The 20,213-nt window shown below is 68.0% G+C and carries 16 protein-coding genes and 2 tRNA genes; 12 read left to right on the top strand and 6 right to left on the bottom strand.

Annotated features, from left to right (window positions below):
* The first annotated feature begins 4 nt into the window (after positions 1-4).
* The 6 genes from aes (at position 5) to ACFQWG_RS02505 (ending at position 7,383) form a co-directional block, all read left to right on the top strand.
* Complete coding sequence (aes, locus tag ACFQWG_RS02480; protein WP_380971787.1) at positions 5-1,015, top strand: acetyl esterase; 1,011 nt, start codon at positions 5-7, stop codon at positions 1,013-1,015.
* A 33-nt stretch (positions 1,016-1,048) separates the two neighbouring features.
* Positions 1,049-2,182 carry a crotonobetainyl-CoA dehydrogenase gene (gene caiA, locus ACFQWG_RS02485; protein WP_380971789.1) on the top strand — a complete coding sequence of 378 codons (1,134 nt, stop codon included), beginning with the start codon at positions 1,049-1,051 and terminating at the stop codon, positions 2,180-2,182.
* An 18-nt stretch (positions 2,183-2,200) separates the two neighbouring features.
* Positions 2,201-3,421: an L-carnitine CoA-transferase gene (caiB, locus tag ACFQWG_RS02490; protein WP_380971791.1), complete on the top strand. Its 1,221-nt coding sequence runs from the start codon at positions 2,201-2,203 to the stop codon at positions 3,419-3,421.
* Between the two features lie 48 nt (positions 3,422-3,469).
* The gene (locus ACFQWG_RS02495; protein ID WP_380971792.1) at positions 3,470-5,032 is read left to right on the top strand and encodes an AMP-binding protein; all 1,563 of its coding nucleotides are present in this window, start codon (positions 3,470-3,472) and stop codon (positions 5,030-5,032) included.
* 22 nt (positions 5,033-5,054) lie between these two features.
* On the top strand, positions 5,055-5,930 hold the full coding sequence (locus ACFQWG_RS02500) for a MaoC/PaaZ C-terminal domain-containing protein (RefSeq protein ID WP_380971794.1): 876 nt from the start codon (positions 5,055-5,057) through the stop codon (positions 5,928-5,930).
* 130 nt (positions 5,931-6,060) lie between these two features.
* Positions 6,061-7,383, top strand: a complete 1,323-nt coding sequence (locus tag ACFQWG_RS02505) for an MFS transporter (RefSeq protein ID WP_291500271.1) — start codon at positions 6,061-6,063, stop codon at positions 7,381-7,383.
* A gap of 75 nt (positions 7,384-7,458) precedes the next feature.
* Here the strand turns inward: ACFQWG_RS02505 and ACFQWG_RS02510 are convergent, their stop codons facing one another.
* A complete protein-coding gene (locus tag ACFQWG_RS02510; protein ID WP_380971796.1) occupies positions 7,459-8,106 on the bottom strand; it encodes a TetR/AcrR family transcriptional regulator in 648 nt (215 codons plus the stop codon).
* 314 nt (positions 8,107-8,420) lie between these two features.
* Here ACFQWG_RS02510 and ACFQWG_RS02515 point away from each other — a divergent pair, with 314 nt between their 5' ends.
* From ACFQWG_RS02515 to ACFQWG_RS02530, 4 genes are read left to right on the top strand one after another with little or no spacing between them, the layout of a single operon-like run.
* Complete coding sequence (locus tag ACFQWG_RS02515) at positions 8,421-9,182, top strand: electron transfer flavoprotein subunit beta/FixA family protein (RefSeq protein ID WP_380971798.1); 762 nt, start codon at positions 8,421-8,423, stop codon at positions 9,180-9,182.
* Positions 9,183-9,200: 18 nt separating this feature from the next.
* Positions 9,201-10,067 carry an electron transfer flavoprotein subunit alpha/FixB family protein gene (locus ACFQWG_RS02520; RefSeq protein WP_380971800.1) on the top strand — a complete coding sequence of 289 codons (867 nt, stop codon included), beginning with the start codon at positions 9,201-9,203 and terminating at the stop codon, positions 10,065-10,067.
* A 7-nt stretch (positions 10,068-10,074) separates the two neighbouring features.
* Positions 10,075-11,373 carry an FAD-dependent oxidoreductase gene (locus tag ACFQWG_RS02525; protein WP_380971802.1) on the top strand — a complete coding sequence of 433 codons (1,299 nt, stop codon included), beginning with the start codon at positions 10,075-10,077 and terminating at the stop codon, positions 11,371-11,373.
* 14 nt (positions 11,374-11,387) lie between these two features.
* Positions 11,388-11,684 (top strand): ferredoxin family protein, encoded by a 297-nt coding sequence (locus ACFQWG_RS02530; RefSeq protein ID WP_291500261.1) that lies wholly within the window; start codon positions 11,388-11,390, stop codon positions 11,682-11,684.
* A 249-nt stretch (positions 11,685-11,933) separates the two neighbouring features.
* Here ACFQWG_RS02530 and ACFQWG_RS02535 read toward each other — a convergent pair whose 3' ends face one another.
* From ACFQWG_RS02535 to ACFQWG_RS02550, 4 genes are all read right to left on the bottom strand, one after another.
* Positions 11,934-12,521, bottom strand: coding sequence for a TetR/AcrR family transcriptional regulator (locus ACFQWG_RS02535; RefSeq protein WP_380971804.1), 588 nt, complete (start codon positions 12,519-12,521; stop codon positions 11,934-11,936).
* Positions 12,522-12,593: 72 nt separating this feature from the next.
* Positions 12,594-13,877 (bottom strand): MFS transporter, encoded by a 1,284-nt coding sequence (locus tag ACFQWG_RS02540; RefSeq protein WP_380971806.1) that lies wholly within the window; start codon positions 13,875-13,877, stop codon positions 12,594-12,596.
* Between the two features lies 1 nt (position 13,878).
* A complete protein-coding gene (locus ACFQWG_RS02545) occupies positions 13,879-16,059 on the bottom strand; it encodes a beta-glucosidase family protein (protein WP_380971808.1) in 2,181 nt (726 codons plus the stop codon).
* Positions 16,060-16,730: 671 nt separating this feature from the next.
* A tRNA-Pro gene (locus tag ACFQWG_RS02550) sits at positions 16,731-16,804 on the bottom strand.
* Between the two features lie 116 nt (positions 16,805-16,920).
* Between ACFQWG_RS02550 and ACFQWG_RS02555 the strand changes: the two genes are divergently transcribed.
* Positions 16,921-16,994, top strand: a tRNA-Gly gene (locus ACFQWG_RS02555).
* An 81-nt stretch (positions 16,995-17,075) separates the two neighbouring features.
* Here ACFQWG_RS02555 and ACFQWG_RS02560 read toward each other — a convergent pair.
* Positions 17,076-18,530, bottom strand: a complete 1,455-nt coding sequence (locus tag ACFQWG_RS02560) for an MBL fold metallo-hydrolase RNA specificity domain-containing protein (RefSeq protein ID WP_380971810.1) — start codon at positions 18,528-18,530, stop codon at positions 17,076-17,078.
* A 269-nt stretch (positions 18,531-18,799) separates the two neighbouring features.
* On the opposite strand from ACFQWG_RS02560, the gene tig reads away from it, so the two are divergent.
* Positions 18,800-20,185, top strand: coding sequence for a trigger factor (tig, locus tag ACFQWG_RS02565; protein ID WP_380971812.1), 1,386 nt, complete (start codon positions 18,800-18,802; stop codon positions 20,183-20,185).
* Positions 20,186-20,213 lie beyond the last annotated feature (28 nt).

A 20,213-nucleotide genomic window follows, 5' to 3' on the forward strand; every position in this document is an offset into this window, starting at 1 on the left:
GACAGTGCCGAACAAGCTGAACGTCCCGCAGATGTGGAGCGCCCAGATGGGTGCCGTCATCGCCCAGCAGAACGCGCTTGCGGCCAATGCGTACTCCACGGACCAGACATTCGAGGAGATGCGGGCGGCTTACAACACGGAGCGCGCATTCTGGAACGAGGGCGGCCCCCGCCCGTACTCCACTCGCGAGGACAACGTGACGACGGATTATGGACCGGTCCGGGTGCGGATGCACCGGCCCACGGCCGATCCGGTCCTGCCCGTCATCGTGTTCATCCACGGCGGCGGGTACGTCCTGGGCAACCTGGACACCCACGACCGGATCAGCCGGACGCTGGCGGAGAAGACGGGCGCCGCGGTGCTCGCGGTGGACTACACCCTCTCGCCGGAGGCCCGGTTCCCGCAGGCGGTGCGCGAATGCGTGGCCGTCGTGCAGGAGTTGCGCGCCCACGCCGCCCAGTGGGGCGTCGACGCGGGCGACATCTCCTTCGCAGGGGACTCCGGTGGCGCGAACCTCGGCTTCGCCACCTACCTCTGGCTGCGCGACGAGCTGGGGGAGGCCGCGGGCGTCCGTGCGATGCTGCTGTTCTACGGGGCCTACGGGATGGTCGACTCGGAGTCGATGCGCTTGTTCGGCGGCGAGTGGGACGGCCTGGACGAGGCCGACTACGCGTACTACATGGACATGTACAAGGGCTCGGACTCCGACACCGAGAGCCCCTACTTCAACATCCTGGGCGCCGACCTCACGCGCGACGTCCCGCCGTGTTTCATCGTCGCGGCGGCGCTGGATCCGCTCCGCGACGACTCGAGGACGCTCGCCGCGATGCTGAGCGCCCACGGGACGCCCACGCACTACGAGGAGGTCCCGGGCGTCATCCACGGGTTCCTCCACCACTCCCGGATGCTCGACGCGACGGTGCAGGTCCTCGACCACGCCTCGGTATTCCACCGCGCCCTGGCTCGGCCGTCGTCGGGGACCCGGGCGACGGCCGGCCAGGTGCCGCTTCCCTGACACACCTCTCATCACTGACCTGAAGGAGTACACATGGATTTCTCGCTTTCCGAGGACCAGCAGCTGATCGCCAACGGATTCACCGAGCTCATGGAGTCGCGCGACTGGGAGTCGTACTTCCACGAGTGCGATGAGAAGTCGGAGTACCCGCAGGAGTGGGTGGCTGCGATCTGCGAACTCGGATTCGATCGGATCCTCCTGCCGGAGGAGTACGACGGGCTCGGGCTCGACTGGGTCACGCTGACCGCCGCCTACGAGGCGCTCGGACGGGCCGGCGGCCCGACGTACGTCCTCTACCAGCTGCCCGGGTACAACAGCGTCATCCGCGAGGGAACGGACGAGCAGCGAGACAAGATCCTGGCCCACGTCGGCACCGGCGACCAGATCCTCAACTACTCGATGACCGAGCCCTCGGCCGGATCCTCCTGGGACGACATGCGCACGACGTACACCCGCCGGGACGGCAAGGTCTACCTCAATGGGCACAAGACGTTCCAGACATCCGCCATGAAGGTCCCCTACCTGGTGGTCATGGCCCGGAACGCGGATGATATGAGCGTATACTCCGAATGGTTTGTAGACACTAGTCTTCCGGGCATCGCCAAGGAGCCCCTCCACAAACTGGGCCTGCGCATGGACTCCTGCGCGGAGGTCTACTTCGACGACGTCGAGCTGCAGGAGAAGGACCTCTGGGGCACCGAGGGCAACGCCTTCAAGCGCGGGGTCAAGGACTTCGACGACGAGCGGTTCCTCGTCGCGCTCACGAACTACGGCACGGCCTACTGCGCCTTCGAGGACGCCGCCAGGTACGCGAACCAACGCGTCCAGGGCGGTCAGGCGATCGCACGTCACCAGCTGATCCAGCTGAAGTTCGCCGACATGAAGGTGGCGCTCACCAACATGCGCAACATGCTCTACGAGATCGCCTGGAAGATGGACCACGGCACGACCGGCCGCGGAGACTGCTCGATGGCGAAGTACTACTGCTCGCACGCCGCGCACCTGGTCGTCGACAACGCCCTCCAGGTCCTCGCCGGGGTGGGAATCACCGGCGAGCACCGTGTCCAGCGCTTCTATCGCGACCTGCGAGTGGACCGCGTGTCCGGGGGGACCGACGAAATGATGATCCTGGCGGCCGGTCGCGGCGCGCTGCGGGACTACCGCTGAGAGGAAGAAGGAAGATCGATGTCGATCGAGAAGAACAAGCCCCACTTCGGGGTGCTGGATGACGTGCGCATCGTCTACTCGGCCGTCGAGATCGCCGCGCCCTCGGCCTGCGCGATCATGGCCGAGTGGGGCGCCGACGTCACCTGGCTGGAGAACAACGGCACTGGCGACTCGATGCGCGACACTGCGTGGACGAAGGAGATGGAGCGCCGCAACATGCGCTCCCTGTCCATGGCGACGTTCTCCGAGGAGGGCAAGGAGATCCTCTACCGCCTCGTCGAGAGCGCGGACATCTTCATCGAGGCCTCCAAGGGCGGCACGTTCGCCCGCAAGGGCGTCACCGACGAGGAGCTGTGGAAGCACAACCCGGGACTCGTCATCGTCCACGTCTCCGGGTTCGGCCAGTGGGGCGACCCGAAGATGGTCAACGCCGCGGCCTATGACCTCAGCGTGGCGGCCTACGCCGGCATCATCGCGCAGAACGGCACCCCCGACCAGCCGATGAACATCAACCCTTACCTGGGCGACTACCTCAACTCGATGATGATCATCTCCGCCTCGCTCGCAGCGCTCCACCGGGTGCAGCTCACGGGCCAAGGGGAGAGCATCGACCTCGCGATGCACGAGACCCTCTTGAGGGTGGGGACCTACTACATGATGGACTATCTCAACGCGGGGATCCTCTACCCGAGGCCCGGCGCCCGCGCGATGAACCTGTGCGCGATCGGCGAGTACAAGTGCCGGGACGGGTTCCTCGGGCTGTGCGTCTACGGCGTCAACCAGAACCACTACCTGCTCGACGTCATCGGCCTCGGCGACCTCTGGGGCACCGAGGACTACCCGGAGGGGACGTCCGCCCTGTGGATGGACGGCCCGAAGGCCGACCTGATCGAGGAGAAGCTCGTCGAGTACCTCTCCACGCGCAACAAGAGAGACGTCGAGGCGGACTTCGTCGCCCATCGGATCGCCGCTCAGGTGGTCAACGAGCTGTCGGATCTCCCCGAGGAGGATCACCTCAAACAGCGCGAGACCTACATCGAGTGGGAGAACGCCGAGGGCAAGACCATCAGGGGGCTCAACTCCTTCCCGAAGTTCGCCCACAACCCCGGTGGCTTCTGGCGTCCGATGCCCGCGCTCGGCGAGGACTCCGAGGACGTCCTCGAGCGCGTCGGGTTCACATCCGAGGACATCGCCCGGTTCCGCGCGTCCGGGTCCGTGAAGTTCGCTGGAGAGGAGTGAGACGGACTCATCGACTCAGGCGGCCTGGCCGCCGGGATCGGGGCCGGCATGATGGACATCGCGAGTGGAGTCACCCTGCGCAGCCTGTGGGATCAGCAGGCGCGCGAGCGGTCGGACGCTGAGTTCCTCGTCTTCGAGGACCCCGACCAAGGGCCGGTCCGGCGCTTCACCTACCGTGAGTTCGACGAGTCGATCAATCGGGCGGCGAACGTGTTCCTCGCCCGCGGGATCGGCCACGGCGACCGTGTGGCCGTCCAGACGCATTCCTCCTGCGAGTTCGTCCAGTGTCTCTTCGCCCTCGCGAAGATCGGCGCGGTCACGGTCCCGCTGAACTCCTCGTACACGGCCCGTGAGTGCCTGGAGATGACGGAGCAATGCGGGGTCCGCCTGCTCGTGTCCGACAGTGAGCTGTTCGCGCAGGAGGGGATGGAGGCCATCAGCTGCGACGTCATCGTCGTCGCGGACGGGGGCGGGCGGCCGGTCCGGTCGTCCGGCGGCTGCCGGCGCGACGACTGGGCCTCGTTGGTGGCCGTGGCGTCCCCCGTGCTCGGACCGTGCGACCCCGTCGACGAGGACGACCTGGTGGAGATCATGTTCACCTCGGGGACGGAGTCGCGCCCGAAGGGCGTCATGCTCACCCACGCGAACTTCGTGTTCTCCGGGCTGTACTGCAACTGGGAGATGGGGATGACGGTGGAGGACCGCCTGGCCACGGCGATGGTGACCTCCCACGTGAACTTCCAGCTCTCGGCCCTCATGCCGGTCCTCACGGCCGGGGCCACGCTGGTCATGCTGGGGCGGTACTCCGCCACGCGGTTCTGGCGCGAGATCCGCGCTCACGGCGCCACCCTCGTCCAGTCGATGGCGATGATGGTGCGGACGATGATGAGCCAGCCGGTCGATCCGGACGAGCGTCGGCACCGCGTCCGCGACCTCCACTACTTCTTGCCGCTCTCGGACGGGGAGAAGGAAGCGTTCGAGGAGCGATTCTCCGTAACTCTTCTTAACAACTACGGGGCGACGGAGACCCTGGTGGGGTGCCTGACGGACCTCCCGCTGCAGCCCCGGCACTGGCCGTCGGTCGGCAAGGCTGGTCTCGGCTACGAGGTCCGGATCGTCGACGAGTCGGGGGACGCCCCGGTCGGAGGGTGCGGTGAGATCCTCATCCACGGTGTCCCGGGCCGGTCGCTCATGCTCGGCTACTGGAAGGACCCCGAGGCGACGGCCGCCGCTGTGGACCCCGACGGCTGGTACCACAGCGGGGATCTGGGATACGCCGACGCGGAGGGCTGGATCCACTTCGTCGACCGACACCAGGACCTCATCAAGCGCGCCGGCGAGAACGTCTCCGCCACACAGGTGGAGAACGTCCTCATGGAGTGTCCCGGCGTCGCCGAGGCGGCTGTCGTCGGCATCCCGGATCCCGTCCGGGACCAGGCGGTCAAAGCCGTCGTGGTCCTCGACCGGGATGCGCCGGCGACGCAGGCGCAGGTACGGGCGTTCGCGGCGGCCCGCCTCGCCTACTTCAAGGTGCCCAGCGTCATCGAGGTGCGGGACGACTTGCCCCGGGGAACCTACGGAAAAGTAATCAAGAACCTCTTGAAGGATTGACGGAGATCTGAAAGGAACGATCATGACGATCAAGACCGAGATGGTGGGACAGACCTTCGGGCCGTTCACCCGCGACTACACGTTCCGCGACCTCGAGCTCTTCGCTCTGGGCTGCGGCGCGGGCATCGACGGCAGGGAAGGACTGGAGTACCTCAACGAGCATGACGAGCGCGATCCCCGGCTCAAGGTGCTGCCGATGTTCGGCGCGATGCTCATCGTCGACTCCGAGGTGACCCGGACCATCGACTACGGCTACAACTACGCCGGCTCTCTGCACTGGGGCTTCGACATCCGGTTCCACCAGCCGATCACGAAGATGGCGGACCACCTCGAGACGAAGGTGAAGCTGGAGGGCCTCTACGACCGCGGCGAGGGCAAGGGCCTGCTCGCCCAGCACATCGGCGACACCTTCGACTCCGACGGCAATCTGCTGTTCACCAACGAGTCGTGGGACTGCCTGATCTACAACGGCGGCTGGGGCGGTCCGAAGCCCCCGAAGGACATCGTCGACATGCCCGACCGCGTTCCCGACGCCGAGGTGATCGAGCGCATCCCGGAGAACCAGGCGCTCATCTACCGGCTGTCCGGGGACTTCCATCCGCAGCACATCGACTGGGAGTACGCCGCTCAGAACGGCGAACCGCGCCCGATCCTCCACGCGATCTCCTACGCCGGCATGGTGATGCGCCACGCGATCAGCCAATACGTTCCCGGCGAGCCGGAGCGGATCACGCGGTTCAAGACGAGGATCACCTCGCCGGTCCATCCCGGAGAGACGTTGAAGACCCAGATGTGGAAGGTCGACGAGGGCGAGCTCCGCTTCCGTCTCGTCGATGGGGACTACGAGGAGACCGGCGCCAAGCCGCACCTCAACTGGGGCGTCATCGAGTACCGGTGATCCCGCAGGAGGTCTCGACCGCCGACGGCCGGACCGGTCGGCGCCCCATCCCGGCGGCGCCGACCCCACCCCCGGTCGTCCGGAGGCGGGGATGCGCACTCCGCGCGCTTGCAACGGAAGGAGGGCCGCCATGAGCGGACCTGTCAGACTCGACGACGTCAGGATGTCGCCGTTCCTCAGGAGAATCACGATCTTCTCCTCGGGAGGCCCGTTCCTCGAGGGGTACGTGCTGGGCATCATCGGCGTCGCGCTGGTCAAGATGACCCCGGAGCTCGGCATCGACGAGCACTGGACCGGCCTCATCGGCGTGGCGTCGATCATCGGGCTGTTCGTCGGGGCCTCGTTCGGCGGTCTCCTCACCGACCACATCGGGCGGCGGAAGATGTTCGTGCTCGATCTCATCACGATCATCGTCTTGTCGATCGCCTGCTCGATCGTCCAGGAGCCCTGGCAGTTGTTCGTCCTCCGACTCATCATCGGGGCGACGATCGGCGCCGACTATCCGATCGCGACCTCGATGATCGCGGAGTTCACGCCGCGCCGGTACCGCGCGATCTCAATGGGCTTCATCGCCGCCGTCTGGTACGTCGGCGCCAACGTCGCCTATCTGGTGGGGTACTTCCTGCTCGACGCGCCGAACGGCTGGCGGTGGATGCTCGCGAGCTCCGTCGTCCCCTGCGTGATCATCCTCCTCGGACGGATGTCGATTCCCGAGTCCCCGCGCTGGCTGTACTCCAAGGGGCGCACGGAGGAGGCCAACCGGATCGTCCGCCACGTCTACGGCGCCGACGTGGTCCTCGACGATGAGACGGTCGAGAAGACGAAGATCGCCAAGATCTTCCAGTGGGTGTACTTCCGCCGGATCCTCTTCGTGGGCGTCATCTGGCTCTGCCAGGCGATCCCGATGTTCGCGATCTACACCTACGGCCCGCGGATCATCGGCGCCTTCGGTCTGGGCGAGGGCAAGGCGGCGCTGATCGGCGAACTCGTCATCGGAACGTTCTTCATGCTCGGCACGATCCCCGCCATGTTCCTCGCCGAGTCGTGGGGCCGGCGCCCGCTGGTGATCTGGACGTTCGTCATCATGACGGCCGCGCTGGCCGTCCTGGGGGTCGTCCCCGACGCCACCCTGTGGGTCGTCATCGCCTGCTTCGCGATCTACGCCCTTGCCTCGGGCGGGCCGGGGAACTTGCAGTGGCTCTACCCGAACGAGCTGTTCCCCACCGATGTCCGCGCCACGGCGATGGGCCTGGCGATGGCCGTGTCCCGCATCGGGACGGTCATCACCACCTACGTGCTGCCGGACTACCTGGCGAGCCACGGGATCGGCTCCACGATGCTCGTCGGCGCCGCCATCTCGGCCCTCGGCCTGGTCGTGTCCGTCGCATGGGCGCCGGAGACCAAGGGGCTGCCGCTGTCCGAGACCGGCCGTCCGGATTTCACGGGGCGGTGAGCGATGACCTCAGCCGATCTCGCCCGACCGGGACGCCTCTCCGGCCCCCGGCCGTCCTCTTGCGGGACGGCCGGCTCAGGAGGCGATGCGGGCCAGACGGATCTCGCCCGCTCGCAGCGGTGCGCGGAGCTGATCGGCGACGAGCGTCTCGACGTACTCGGGGATCTCCGAGAGGAAGCATGGCACATTCTCCGGGGGGATCGAGAAGCTGCGCATGAGCACAGAACCCTCGATCCCGTCGATCAGCCGGGTGACGGAGGTCGTCACCGGCAGGTAGCCGTTCGTCTTGAACTCCCAGATCCGGGAGCGGAGCACGGCGATCGGCATCGTGTAGAGGTAGTCCTGGAGCGCGGTGATCGTGGGCTCGCCCGTCGACATCTCGACGAAGACGCGACGGATCGCCTGCGAGTGGGGTCCCAGATACATCTTGACGCGGGCCGCCGCCCACTCGGAGAGGATGTCCCAGACATTCGTCCCGGTGGGTGCCGGCACCGGCACGTGGACGCGGAACGCGTCCTGGAGGAGTCGGCTCTTGTCGCTCCAGCGGGCGTACATCGAGGACTTCCCGACGCCGGCGAGCTGGGTGACCTTTGTGAGGTTGTACCCCGACCATCCGGCTTCTCCATACAGCTCGATGGCGGCGAGCAGGATTCTCGCATCAGCGTCCTCGCTGCGCGGACGCCCCACCGGGGGACTGTCAATCGGGGACACGGTTGTCAGCATTCTTCGGGCTCCTTTGCGGATGGCGACGAGAGGCGATCGGCTCCGCTCGCTTCCACGCCAGAGACCCGTAGATACCGTTTCCCCGAAACTACGTTGTCCGACAGGAAGCTCACTCCACATCATGCTAACACCCGCGGCGTCGCGCGATCCCCCTTGCGCGGGATCGGCGCCAAGAGATCACGCTTCGCCTCGGCGCGGCGGTCCTGCCGTCCAAACGGAGGACGAGCGCGCTCGCGAACAGCGCGCGGGCACGTCCCTCACCCACCATCCCCCGGGCAGACCCTGCCCATCGACTCAGTGAAAGAGTGCAGTCAATGTCTGTTGTCGTCTTGTACAAGTATGCGGCGAACCCGCAGGATGCCACCGTCGCCCCAGATGGCGCGGTCGACTGGTCGCGCGCCAAGTCATCGGTGAGCGATTACGACTCGGTCGCGATCGCACTCGGACGCCAGGTCACGGACGCCGCGGGCGTCGAGCTCGTCGGGGCGTCCGTCGGCGCGGCCGAGGTCGGCTCGTCGATGGCGAAGAAGACCGCGTTGTCGAAGGGCCTGGACCGTGGGCTCGCGGTGGCCGACGACGCGACGCGGGAATGGCCCTCCACCAGGGTCGCGTCCGCGCTCGCTGGCCTCGTGCGGTCCGTGGAGGGCGCGGACCTGGTCGTCACCGGCGATTCCTCGATCGACGGGGGCGCCCGGATGATGTCCGCCTTGGTCGCCGGCTTCCTCGGGTGGCCGTGCTTCCAGGAGGCGTCCTTCGTCGCGCGGTCGGGCGACGGGTGGGCCGTCACCCAGGTGATCGCCGGGGGCACTCGCACGATCCAGGTGGCGGGCCCGGTCGTCGTCGCGGCGTCCTCGGACGCGGTGGCGGCGAAGGTCCCGTCGATGAAGGAGATCCTCGCCGCCGGCAAGAAGCCGTTCGAGGTCGTGGACGCCTCCACGCTCGACCTGGCCGAGGCCGACATCGAGGTGACGGGCCGGTCCAAGCCGGCGGCCCGCGCCCGGAAGAACACGGTGTTCTCCGGTGAGAGCGCTGCGGCCGACCTGGTGTCGGCGCTGCGCGGCGATGGCGTTCTGTGAGTGGAGAGGAAGACGACAATGACTGCATGGATTGTGGCGGCCGACAAGCGGGTCGCATCTGTGGTGGAGCTGGCGCGGAGCCTGGGCGGCCAGGTCATCGCCGTGACGGTCGGTGATGTCACGGTCGGCGGCGTCGATCGCGTCGTCAACGTGCCCGTCGCCGACGGCGTGCCCGTGGAGGCGGCTGCGCCCGGTGTCGCGGCCGTCGTGACGGCCGGCCCCGGCGACGTGGTCCTGGCGGCGAACCGCCCGGCGGAGCGCGTCCTCGCGGGCGCCCTCGCGGCGAGACTCGGTGCTCCGGTGCTCACCGATGTCGTGTCCCTGTCACAGGGCGCGGCGGAGGTGTCCGTCTTCGGGGGCGTCTCGCGCGAGTCCGTCTCGTTCGCGGGTCCGGTGGTGGCCGTCGTCGACGGCGGTCCCGCGGCCGGGGGAGAGGCGCCGTCTGCCGAGACGGCCGATGCGCAGGCCCACGACGCGGCGGTGACGTCGACGGAGCGCCAGGACGTCGGCGAGGTCGACCTCGTCGCTGCCAAGCGGATCGTGGCGGCGGGACGCGGATTCAAATCCGAGGAGGACCTCGCCCTGGCCCGCGACCTGTGCGGCGCGCTGGGAGCCGAGCTCGCCTGCTCGCGTCCGCTGGCCGAGGGCGTCAACTGGCTGCCCCGTGACCGGTACGTCGGGGTCTCAGGACAGAAGGTGTCCCCCGACCTGTACGTCGCCGTCGGGATCTCCGGCCAGGTTCAGCACACGATGGGCATGAACGGGTCGACGGTGGTCGTCGCCGTCAACTCCGACGGCAACGCCCCGATCTTCCGGGATGCCGACTACGGGATCGTCGGCGACCTCTATCAGGTGCTGCCGGCGATCGTCGCGGCGGCGAAGTGAGCCGGTGATGGACGAGATCGAGTACGACTTCGACGTCATCGTCGTGGGCTGCGGTGTCGCGGGGTCCGTATGCGCGTACCTGCTCGCCCAGCAGGGCCGGGAGGTCCTGCTGGTCGAGCGGGGCGTCGAGCCCGGGTCGAAGAACCTCTCCGGCGGCGTCTTCTACTGCCGGGTCATGGAGGAGATCTTCCCGGGATTCGCGCAGAACGCCCCCGTCGAGCGCCGCATCACCCGCAACGCCCTGTCCTTCCTGTCGCCGAGCTCCTTCGTGAACGTCGACTACTGGGACGCGCGGCTGGCGGATCCCGTCAACGCCGTCACAGTGCTCCGCGCCAAGCTGGACCCGTGGCTCTCCGAGCGGTGCGAGGAGGCCGGCGTCACCGTCATGTCCGCAGTCAAGGTCGATGAGCTCCTCCAGCAGAACGGGCGTTTCGTCGGGATCCGCGCGGGCGAGGACGAGCTCCGCGCTCGGGTCACGGTGGCCGCGGACGGGGTGAACTCCTTCCTCTCCCGGTACGCGGGCATCCGGGCGAAGGAACCGGCGAAGAACCTCGCCGTCGGCGTCAAGTCCGTCATCCGCCTCGGCGAGGGCACGGTGTCGGAGCGCTTCAACCTGGCGGGCGATCAAGGCGCAGCATGGGCCGTGGTCGGCGACTGCACCCAGGGGGTCGCCGGCGGTGGATTCATGTACACGAACAGGGATTCCGTGTCGATCGGGATCGTCGCCCGCCTGGACGACCTCGCTGCGAAGGGACTCGCCGCCTCCGACCTGCACGACCATTTCCTCACCCATCCGGCGATCGAGCCCTATCTGGCGGACGGGGAGCTGCTCGAGTACGGATGCCACCTGGTCGCCGAGGGCGGCGCCGAGATGCAGCACGACCTCGTGCGCGACGGGCTGGTCGTCGTCGGCGACGCCGCGGGCTTCACTCTCAACACGGGTTTCACCGTACGTGGGATGGACCTGGCCGCAGGATCCGCCCGGGCCGCCGCCCAGGCGATCGGGGACGCCCTCGACGCCGGGGACGTCTCCCGGGCCGGTCTGCAGCGGTACGTGACCAACTACGAGGCCTCCTTCGTCGGGGCCGACATGGCCACCTACGCCAAGGCCCCGGCCTTCCTCGAGAACGAGGAGATGTACGGACGGCTCGGCTCGCTGGTCTCCGACGTCCTGTACGGCGTCTACAACCTGGACCTCACCCCGCGCAAGCATCTGCTGGCCACGGCCAGGGAAGCCCTCAAGGCGTCCGGGCTGAAGCTCCGGCGCTTGGCGAGGATCGGCGTCCAGGCCATCCGGGCACTGTGAGAGAGGAGCATGCGATGAGCCGATACACCCCGGGGTCCGTGCCCGACCGCCTCGCGCACAACATGTACGAGGTCGACGAGGGCAACCCCCATATCGAAGTACACCAGGACATCGCCCGCGCCACCGGCACCGGCAGGCTGCTGGTCAAGGTGTGCCCAGCGCACGTCTACAGCGAGGAGCCGGACGGGACGATCTCCGTTGAATACGCCGCGTGCCTCGAATGCGGGACGTGCCTGGCGGTCGCCGCCCCCGGCGCCCTCACGTGGCATTATCCGGCCTCGGCGATGGGCATCGTCTTCCGCGAGGGCTGACCCTCAGCGGGAACGGGCGTTCTGGGGGCCGGCCGCTCGGGCCGGCCCCCAGAACGCCTCACCTGCCGGTCGGGGCGGTCGGACTCGAACCGGCGGCGTCCTTCTCCTAGCGCACCCGGGGCGAGACGCAGCGTGGAGCAGCAGTTCTTGAAAGGCAGAATGCGACCTCGGAGGAGGCGGTCGCGGCCGTCGGCGTGTCGCCTGCGGCCAGGTGCCCTCGGCCCTCGGAGGCGCTGACCGGAGTCGGGTTCAGATGCTGACGCCGTGACCTTGCAGGAGCGCGCGGATCCCTGTGTCCCACTCGGCCACGAGGTCCATGGAGTCTTGCTCGCGCAGCCATTGTTCCTCTAAGCCCCCCATGAGGGCCAAGAGCTGGCGGGCCAGGGACCGCGCGTCCGGGGTGATTCCAGCGGCGGCCTGCTCGAACATGGTCAGCGCCATCTGGTCGCGTTCATCGAAGTAGGCATGTGCGGGGTGGTTCTCATCGATCGACTCCGCACGGAGGATCGTGTAGAGGCGGATGATCTCTGGCTGGAGGGCATTGCGCTCCACGACGGCATGGAGCATGTCCACGAAGTCATCGGCTGTGAGAGGCGTGTCTTGGAGAGGTTGGCGCAGAGAAACGTTTTCGCCGTCGCGGCGATCCCTCTCTTGGAGCACCATGATGAGGAGGTTCTCCTTCGAGCCGATGTGGTGCAGCAGCCCGGCCATCGATAGTCCGCAGCTCTCGGCCACTTCCTGGACGGAGAACCCGTGGTATCCGCTCCGGCCGATGAGTGTCGTGGCGTGGTCGACGATCTGGGTGAGTCGCTTCTGCTTGTCCCATCGCTGTCGCACGAGCACATTTCCTTTTCACACCCAGATGTCTCCCGGCGGCACATGCCACCGGGAGACATCCTATGCGTCGGACTATCGTGCCTTCTTGATCGGCGCGATCAGCAGCGAGGACGCGACCATGATCGCCGCGCTGGCCAGAAACACTGGTCCGTATCCGGCGAAGGCTGCCACGATGCCGCCCGTCACGGCCGGAGCGAGGATTTGACCCCCGGTGTTGGCCATGTTGAGAATGCCGAGGTCTTTGGCGGCCGTGCCGGGATTGGGCAGAACCTCATAGTTCAAGGCCTGGTCGACCGAGTTGTACACACCCTGGCCGATGCCGGCGAGGGCCGCGTACACCAGCATCGCCCAGGGCCGGGCCACGGCGAAGGGGAACAGCGCCGCCACAGCGATCAGCCACGCGGCGCCGATGACGAAGACCTTCCTCCGACGGCCTAGCCGATCGGAGAGCGGACCGGAGATCGTCCCGAAGACAAGTCCCGTCACCAGGGTGATCATCGAGATCACCGCGATGAGGTCGCCGGCCTGCTCGGTGGACTGCTTCATGTAGTCGGTGAGGATGTAGAGCTGGTACCCCGTGATGGCGAACATCCCCAGCACACATAGCAGTTTCCCGGACAGCGCGAGATAGAAGTCGCGGCAATTCTTCACCGGGAAGACGAAGTTCTCCACGAGCATGCTGGCGGAGAACGGCGCCCGCGGGTGGTCCTTGTTCGATTGCTCCGGAGCCAGCAGCCAGAACACGGGGGCGTCGAGCAGCAGGATGATCGCCATGACCCACATGCCCGTCGTGGTGTCCGTGACGAAGCGGGAGGCGAGGAGCTGGCCGATGGAGGCCCCCACCATCATCGCCACGCCATACACCGCTGAGTATGAACCCCGTTGAGTGACGGGGACTCGGTCGGGGATGACCGTCACCAGGGGCGCCACCAGTGCGTTGAGGAACATTTGGAACAGGCACCATGCCGCGACGATTGCCGCGACGCTTGAGGCTTGCATGAGGAGCATGACAGCCAGGAACGTTCCGATCGAGCCCACGACGAGCCAGGGATTGCGCCGGCCGAACCGGCTCCGGGTCAGATCGGAGAAGGCGCCGAACAAGATGTTCGCCACGAGAGCGACGATGGAGCCGACCACGGCCAGCGTCGACACCAGCGCCACCTTCTGGTCCGGTGCGATCTCGGCGAGCCGCGCGGGCAAGAGGACCGTGTTGAGCCCCAGGAACGGAGCGACCCACATGACCGTTCCGAGGAAGACGGCCACGCCGAAGCGAACGGGATGCGTCACAATCTTCTCGTCGTCGGGAACGGGCGCCGCGGTGTCGGCCGTCGCCTCCAGGGGTGTGTTGGTGGCCATATCAGTGCTCCACCGTGAGGCGCAGCGCGATGGCCTTCGGGTCGTGCGCGTGGGAGGCGACCTTGAGATCGATGGTTCCATCTGGGACGACGATCGCCTTCCGCGTGGCGTCCCACCGTCCGAGAGGCGTCAGTGACACGGGCACCCGCACGCTGCGGCTCTGCCCAGCCGGGATCTCGACCGGAGCGAATCCGACGACGAAGGCGCCGGCCTCGGGACTGGCCTGCCCGTACACCTGCACCACGTGGATGCCATCAACGGATCCGGTGTTCTCGACCTCGACCTCGAGCGTGAGTGCGTCGCCCTGCTGGTCGGCAAGCTGCGCCTCGCGGATGCTGAACTGTGTGTAGGACAGTCCGAAACCGTGGGGGTAGGCCGCGGGGACGCCTAGCTTGTCGAGAAGCCGCTGACCGTGGTCGTGGTCGTAACGAATGCGCGTCGCCGCGCGGTCGAAGGCGGGCAGGTGCTCGGCGCTGGTGGGGATCGAGAACGGCAGGTGACCGGAGGGGTTCTGCGCGCCCGTCAGAACGTCAGCCAGGGCGTGTCCACCCTCCATGCCCGCGTACCACATCATGAGGATGGCGGGCACATTGTGACGCCAGTTCTCGGTGAGGACCACTCCCGAGGCGACGATTGACACGACGGTGCGGGGGTTCGCGGCTTGCACGGCGAGGATGATCTGCTCGTCGACGGGGCGCAGAGCGAGGCTGGCGCGGTCGCCGCCGTACTCGTCTCCGGCCGTCATCAGCGCGACTTCGCCTTCCCCGGAGGTCGCGGCCTCGATCAGGGTGTTGGCGCTCTCGGGAGCGGGCGGGAACAAGGCGAGGATCTCGGGGGCGGACATCATGTCCGAGCCGACGAACTCGCCTTCGTCGCGCATGTCGAAGCCGGCGACGACGATCGCCACGTCGGCTTGGGCGGCGGCCTGCGCCGCCGCGTCGGGATCGTCGTCCTCCACGAGGAGGATCTCGGCATCGGGGAAGGCCTCGGCGATGCCCTCGAGGGGTGTGACGTTGCTGGGCGGGCGCACGGCCGAGGAACCGAGGTCCCCCATGTTCGGTGCGGTGGCGAGCCTGCCGATCACGGCGATGCGGGATGTGTCGCGCGGTAGCGGGAGCACGGGGGTGACATCGACCGGATCGTTCTTCAGCAACACCATCGAGCGCGCAGCCACGGTGCGCGCGAGTTCACGATGCTCGGGGGAGGCCATGACATCTGGTGCCGGATCCTCGGTGCGGCGTGTGGCGTAGGACCGCAACTGGGTGTCGAGCAGGTGCAGCCCGGCCCGCTCGACAGCAGCCCAATCGGTCTGGCCCTCCTCCATCTGACTGCGCAGGTGAGCGGCGCGCTGCTGGGCGAAGGGCTCCTCCAGGTCCAGTCCGGCGTTCAGGGACGTGGCGGCGTCGCGCAGACCGAAGATGAAGTCCGAGCAGGTGATGCCGTCCCAGCCCCAGTAGTCGCGCAAGACCGTGGTCAGGAGATACTCGTTCTGACCGGCCCATTCGCCGTTGACGGAGTTGTAGGCGGACATGATCGCCATCACGCCCTCGTCAACGACCCGCTTGAAGTGCGGAAGATAGATCTCGTGCAGGTCGGCCTCGTCGATCTCCACATCGACGGTGAACCGGGCGTTCTCCATGGAGTTCAACGCGTAGTGCTTCGCGCAGGCCATCACCCAGTTCTGGGTTCCCCGGACCAGAGCCGCGCCAAACTCGCCCAGCTGGTAGGGCTCATCGGAGTAGGTCTCCTGCGCCCGCCCCCAGGCCGGGTGCCGAGGCAGGTTGATGCACACGCCGCCGAAGAAGTTGCCGCCCTGAGCCCGTACTTCCTGGCCGATCGCATCGCCGACCCGTTCCTCCAGCGAGAGGTCCCACGTGGCACCGCGCGCCATGGACACGGGGAACGCCGTGCCCCGTCCGGACACACAGCCCCGGGGCCCGTCGACGAACTGCGTGCCGGGGATGCCCATGCGCTCGATGTGTCCGTGCGAGATCGGTCGGACGTTGTAGCCCTCGCCCGTCATCTCGGCCATGCCCTCCCAGAACGGAGCGTCGCCGTCAAGCAGGGCGAGTCTCTCGTCGTCGGTCAGCTGGTCGTACAGCTTCCTGGCCTCTTTGACCGAGGGCGTCCCCCCGCGGACGGCGGCCACGGCCTGTTCAAATGCGGTGGCTCCATTGCTCATCTCTCATCCTCATTCCTCAACGAACGGACTACCAACCACCTAGTCGGTAGGTAGCGATGAGTCTAAGAAGACGCGAGCCTCCCGTCAATAGTTGAGCTACGAAACTATGGCTGGTGCTCGGCCGTGCCGCGGACGTGCCTGCGGTTCCCTCACGGGCCAGCGACGGTGCGCCCAGGGAACGTCCGGAGTGCGCGAGATCGTGGGTGGGATATGTGGTGGTGCTGGAAAGCGAGTAGGGGGCGATGCGCCTCGTCACCGACACCACCAGCGCCCCATAAAGCGGTTCAGAACGCGTGATCGCTTCCGCCCCCGCGACGCCGGCCACCGAGGATCTCGTCCTGGCCGAGCGAGATGAGCCGGGTCGTGTCCGCCCGACTGACGTCCGCCGCGCGTGGAGCTCCACCGAGCGTCGGCACGGACCCAGCGCATGCGACCGCACGCGGGACCGCGCGCAGTCGGCGCGTCAGCTCGGTGACTCTGAATCGGTGACGCGCCAGCACGACGCCGAAACCACCGGAGGGCCGGCAGGCTCCGCGGCCATCCTCGAGGCTCGCTTCCTCACCGAGGGGCGCGTGAGCGCATTCGCTCGGCGATTCACTCGGCCGGCGCTCACAGCGCGCCGCAGACACAAGCCCCTGGCCCATCGCTACAGGTCAGGGGGATCTCCTTCGTCGGGGCGGCCGGATTTGAACCGGCGACATCCTGCTCCCAAAGCAGGCGCGCTACCAAGCTGCGCCACGCCCCGATGCGGGCCGCCGCCAAAGGGCGCGGCCTGCGCCTCGATGATACGTGTCCGACGCATCGGTTTCGCAATCCGCCCGGTGTCACGCTACGATTCAGGGGCCCCGGCAACGGGGCGACGCGGGCGTAGCTCAATGGTAGAGCCTCTGCCTTCCAAGCAGATCACGCGGGTTCGATTCCCGTCGCCCGCTCCACCAAGGCTCAGGCCCGCGCATTCGCCGACGCGGCACGCCACGCCCTCGTCGATCCCGAGCGGAGCCCGCGGGCCGACGCCCTCAGCGGGAGCCGGGCCCGCCCACGCGCACGGTCTCACCCTGGGCCGGGACCACGGCGACCACTCCCAGCTCCTCGCCCAGCCGGTCGGCCAGAGCGCCGGCCGGGCCGGGCTCGCCGTGGACGCAGAAGACCCCGCGCGGTGCGGGAGACAGCCCGCGGACCCATTCCACGAGTTCGGAGGCGTCAGCGTGGACGGAGAACTCGCTGTCCTGGAGCACCTCGGCGCGCACGGCCACGTAAACGCCGTACATCTTCAGGGCCCGCGCGCCCTCGGCCAGCGCCCTCCCGCGCGTGCCGGCGGCCTGGTAGCCGGTGAGGACCACGCAATGGCGCGGATCGGGGAGCATGTGCTCGAGGTGGTGGAGGACCCGTCCGCCCGTCGCCATGCCGGAGGCGGAGATGATGAGACAGGGGCGGTCCGGCGCGTTCAGCCTCTGGGAGTCCTGGACGTCGCGGACCTCGCGGAGGTCCAGGGCGGGCAGGCGAAGCCCGTCGGCCTCGGCGCGCAGCTCCCCGGCATGTTCGCGGGCGCGGTAGACCCGCAGACTGGCCAGGGCCATCGGCGAGTCGACATACACCGGCACCTGCGGGATGCGGCCGTCCTCCGTCATGTCCGACAGGACCTTGAGCACCACCTCCGTGCGATCGACCGCGAAGGCCGGGACGAGGACCGACCCGCCCCGGTCGACAGTCCGGCGGATCGCGTCGGCGAGGGGCTCGTGGGCCTCGGGAGGAGCGGCGCCGGACCGCGCGAGCTCGGCGGAGTCGGGATGCTCGCGATCGCCGTAGGTCGACTCGACGACCGCGATGTCGGCGCCCTCGGGAACCCTGCGCGGACGCAGCACGGGGTGCTCGGGGCGCCCGAGGTCGCCGGAGAACACGACGCTGCCATGCGGGGTGGCGACGCGGATCGAGGCCGAGCCGAGGATGTGGCCGGCGGGCGTCCACTGCGCGGTGACTCCTCCGCCCAGGTCCAGCGGAGCGTCGAAGCCGATCTCGCGCAGCAGTGGGAGCGTGGCCTCCACGTCGGCGACGGTGTACAGCGGCCGGGGGACCCGATGCCTGGAATAGCCGCGGTCCGCGGCATGCGCAGCGTCGCGTTCCTGCAGGTGGGCGGCGTCGAGCAGGACGATGCGCGTGAGCTCGCACGTCCCGGGCGTCGCCCAGATCCGACCGCGGAACCCGGCCGCCGCCAGGCGGGGGAGGAGGCCGCAGTGGTCCAGGTGAGCGTGGGTGAGCAGGACGTCGCCGATCGCGGCGGGGGGAACCGGGAAGTCCGACCAGTTCATCAGGCGCAGGCGCTTCTCGCCCTGGAACATCCCGGCGTCGACGAGGATCCGACGCCGGCGGAGGGGATCGGCGGATCCGGGTGCCTCCGTGTCGATCGTGAGCAGGTGCTGGGATCCGGTGACCGTGCCGGCGGCCCCCAGAAAGGAAAGCGTCGTCGATCCCATGGCTCCATCGTGCCCCATGATGTGGCGTTGCGCACAGATCTCACGCGATCTCGTCGACGCCGGTCATCGAGGCGCCTCACGGGCGGCGGAAGGGGTCTCAGCGCCGCATCGCGCGGAAGCCCGCCCGAGTCGCCGCCGAGGATACCGGCCCGGCCGCGGGGACGGGCCCAGGGCGTGGGAGACAGCGCGCGCATGGCTGTCGTAGGATTGACGGGTTGTCATGCGCCCGGAATCGGGGCGTCCCAGAAGAATTGTTGGAGTGCACACACGTGAAGAGCACTGTTGAGACCCTCGAGCCCACCAAGGTGCGTCTGACGGTCGAGGTTCCGTATGAGGAGCTGAAGCCGGAGATGGACAAGGCCTACAAGGACATCTCGTCCCAGGTCGCGATCCCCGGGTTCCGCAAGGGTCACGTGCCCCCTCGCATCATCGACCAGCGTTTCGGCCGCGCGGCCGTCATCGAGCAGGCCGTCAACGAGGTCCTGCCGGGGACGTATTCCCGCGCGGTCGCGGAGAACAAGCTGCGTCCGATGGCCCAGCCCGATGTCGAGGTCACGGAGATCCCGAACACGAAGGGCGCCCAGGGCGGCCAGATGGTCTTCACCGCCGAGGTCGACGTGGTCCCCGCCTTCGAGCTGCCCGAGATCGGCGAGGACACGGTCATCGAGGTCCAAGCCACGGCCGTCACCGATGAGGACGTGCAGAAGGAGCTTGACGAGCTGCGCGGCCGCTTCGCCTCCCTCAAGCCGGTCAAGCGCCAGGCCAAGACCGGCGACTTCGTCACCATCGACCTCACGGCGACGGTCGACGGCGAGGAGGTCGACTCCGTCTCCGAGGTCTCCTATGAGATCGGCTCGGGCACGATGCTCGACGGCCAGGACAAGGCGCTGCGCGGCACGCACGCCGGCGATGACGTCACGTTCACGTCCGTCCTCAAGGGCGGCGACCACGAGGGCGAGGAGGCGGAGGTCTCCCTCCACGTCCACTCCGTGAAGACACGCGAGCTGCCGGAGGCCGACGACGAGTTCGCCCAGATGGTCTCCGAGTTCGACACGATCGTCGAGCTCACCGATGACCTGCGCGAGCAGGCCGCGAACTCCAAGCGCTCCGAGCAGGCCGTCGAGGCCCGAACCAAGCTGATCGATGTCCTCCTGGAGCGCACCGAGATCCTGCTGCCCGCCGACGTCGTCGACCACGAGGTCGGCCACCGCGTCTCCGAGGACGCCTCGGAAGAGGAAAGGTCGACGGCGCACGCGGACGTCGAACGCGAACTGCGCGAGGAGATCCTCTCCGAGTCCCTGGCCGAGCGCTACGAGGTCAAGGTCTCCCAGCAGGAGCTCATCGACTACATGATCCAGATGTCCCAGACCTTCGGCATGGACATCAACCAGATGATCCAGGACTCCTCCCAGGTCTCCGAGCTGGTCGGCCAGCTGGGCCGCACCAAGGCCCTCATCCAGGCCCTGCGTTCGGTGACCGTCAAGGACTCTGAGGGCGGCGATGTCGACCTCACCCCGTTCTTCGGCGACGATGGGGACGGGGACGAGGCCGCCGACGGGACCGTCGCCTCCGGCGATGCCGCGCCTGCGCCCGAGGAGACGGATCCCGGCGAGGCCGCCGATGCGGACGCCGCGGAGGAGACCGACGTCAAGTGAGCGCGTGAGCGCGCGTCCTCGCCCATGA

The organism is Schaalia naturae (assembly GCF_042665795.1).
GTDB lineage: Bacteria > Actinomycetota > Actinomycetes > Actinomycetales > Actinomycetaceae > Pauljensenia > Pauljensenia naturae.

Bases quoted from the DNA above. Each gene is read 5' to 3' on its own strand.
- caiA (WP_380971789.1), top strand. From the start codon at position 1,049: ATGGATTTCTCGCTTTCCGAGGACCAGCAGCTGATCGCCAACGGATTC.
- caiB (WP_380971791.1), top strand. From the start codon at position 2,201: ATGTCGATCGAGAAGAACAAGCCCCACTTCGGGGTGCTGGATGACGTG.
- ACFQWG_RS02495 (WP_380971792.1), top strand. From the start codon at position 3,470: ATGATGGACATCGCGAGTGGAGTCACCCTGCGCAGCCTGTGGGATCAG.
- ACFQWG_RS02500 (WP_380971794.1), top strand. From the start codon at position 5,055: ATGACGATCAAGACCGAGATGGTGGGACAGACCTTCGGGCCGTTCACC.
- ACFQWG_RS02505 (WP_291500271.1), top strand. From the start codon at position 6,061: ATGAGCGGACCTGTCAGACTCGACGACGTCAGGATGTCGCCGTTCCTC.
- ACFQWG_RS02510 (WP_380971796.1), bottom strand. From the start codon at position 8,106: ATGCTGACAACCGTGTCCCCGATTGACAGTCCCCCGGTGGGGCGTCCG.
- ACFQWG_RS02515 (WP_380971798.1), top strand. From the start codon at position 8,421: ATGTCTGTTGTCGTCTTGTACAAGTATGCGGCGAACCCGCAGGATGCC.
- ACFQWG_RS02520 (WP_380971800.1), top strand. From the start codon at position 9,201: ATGACTGCATGGATTGTGGCGGCCGACAAGCGGGTCGCATCTGTGGTG.
- ACFQWG_RS02525 (WP_380971802.1), top strand. From the start codon at position 10,075: ATGGACGAGATCGAGTACGACTTCGACGTCATCGTCGTGGGCTGCGGT.
- ACFQWG_RS02530 (WP_291500261.1), top strand. From the start codon at position 11,388: ATGAGCCGATACACCCCGGGGTCCGTGCCCGACCGCCTCGCGCACAAC.
- ACFQWG_RS02540 (WP_380971806.1), bottom strand. From the start codon at position 13,877: ATGGCCACCAACACACCCCTGGAGGCGACGGCCGACACCGCGGCGCCC.
- ACFQWG_RS02545 (WP_380971808.1), bottom strand. From the start codon at position 16,059: ATGAGCAATGGAGCCACCGCATTTGAACAGGCCGTGGCCGCCGTCCGC.
- ACFQWG_RS02560 (WP_380971810.1), bottom strand. From the start codon at position 18,530: ATGGGATCGACGACGCTTTCCTTTCTGGGGGCCGCCGGCACGGTCACC.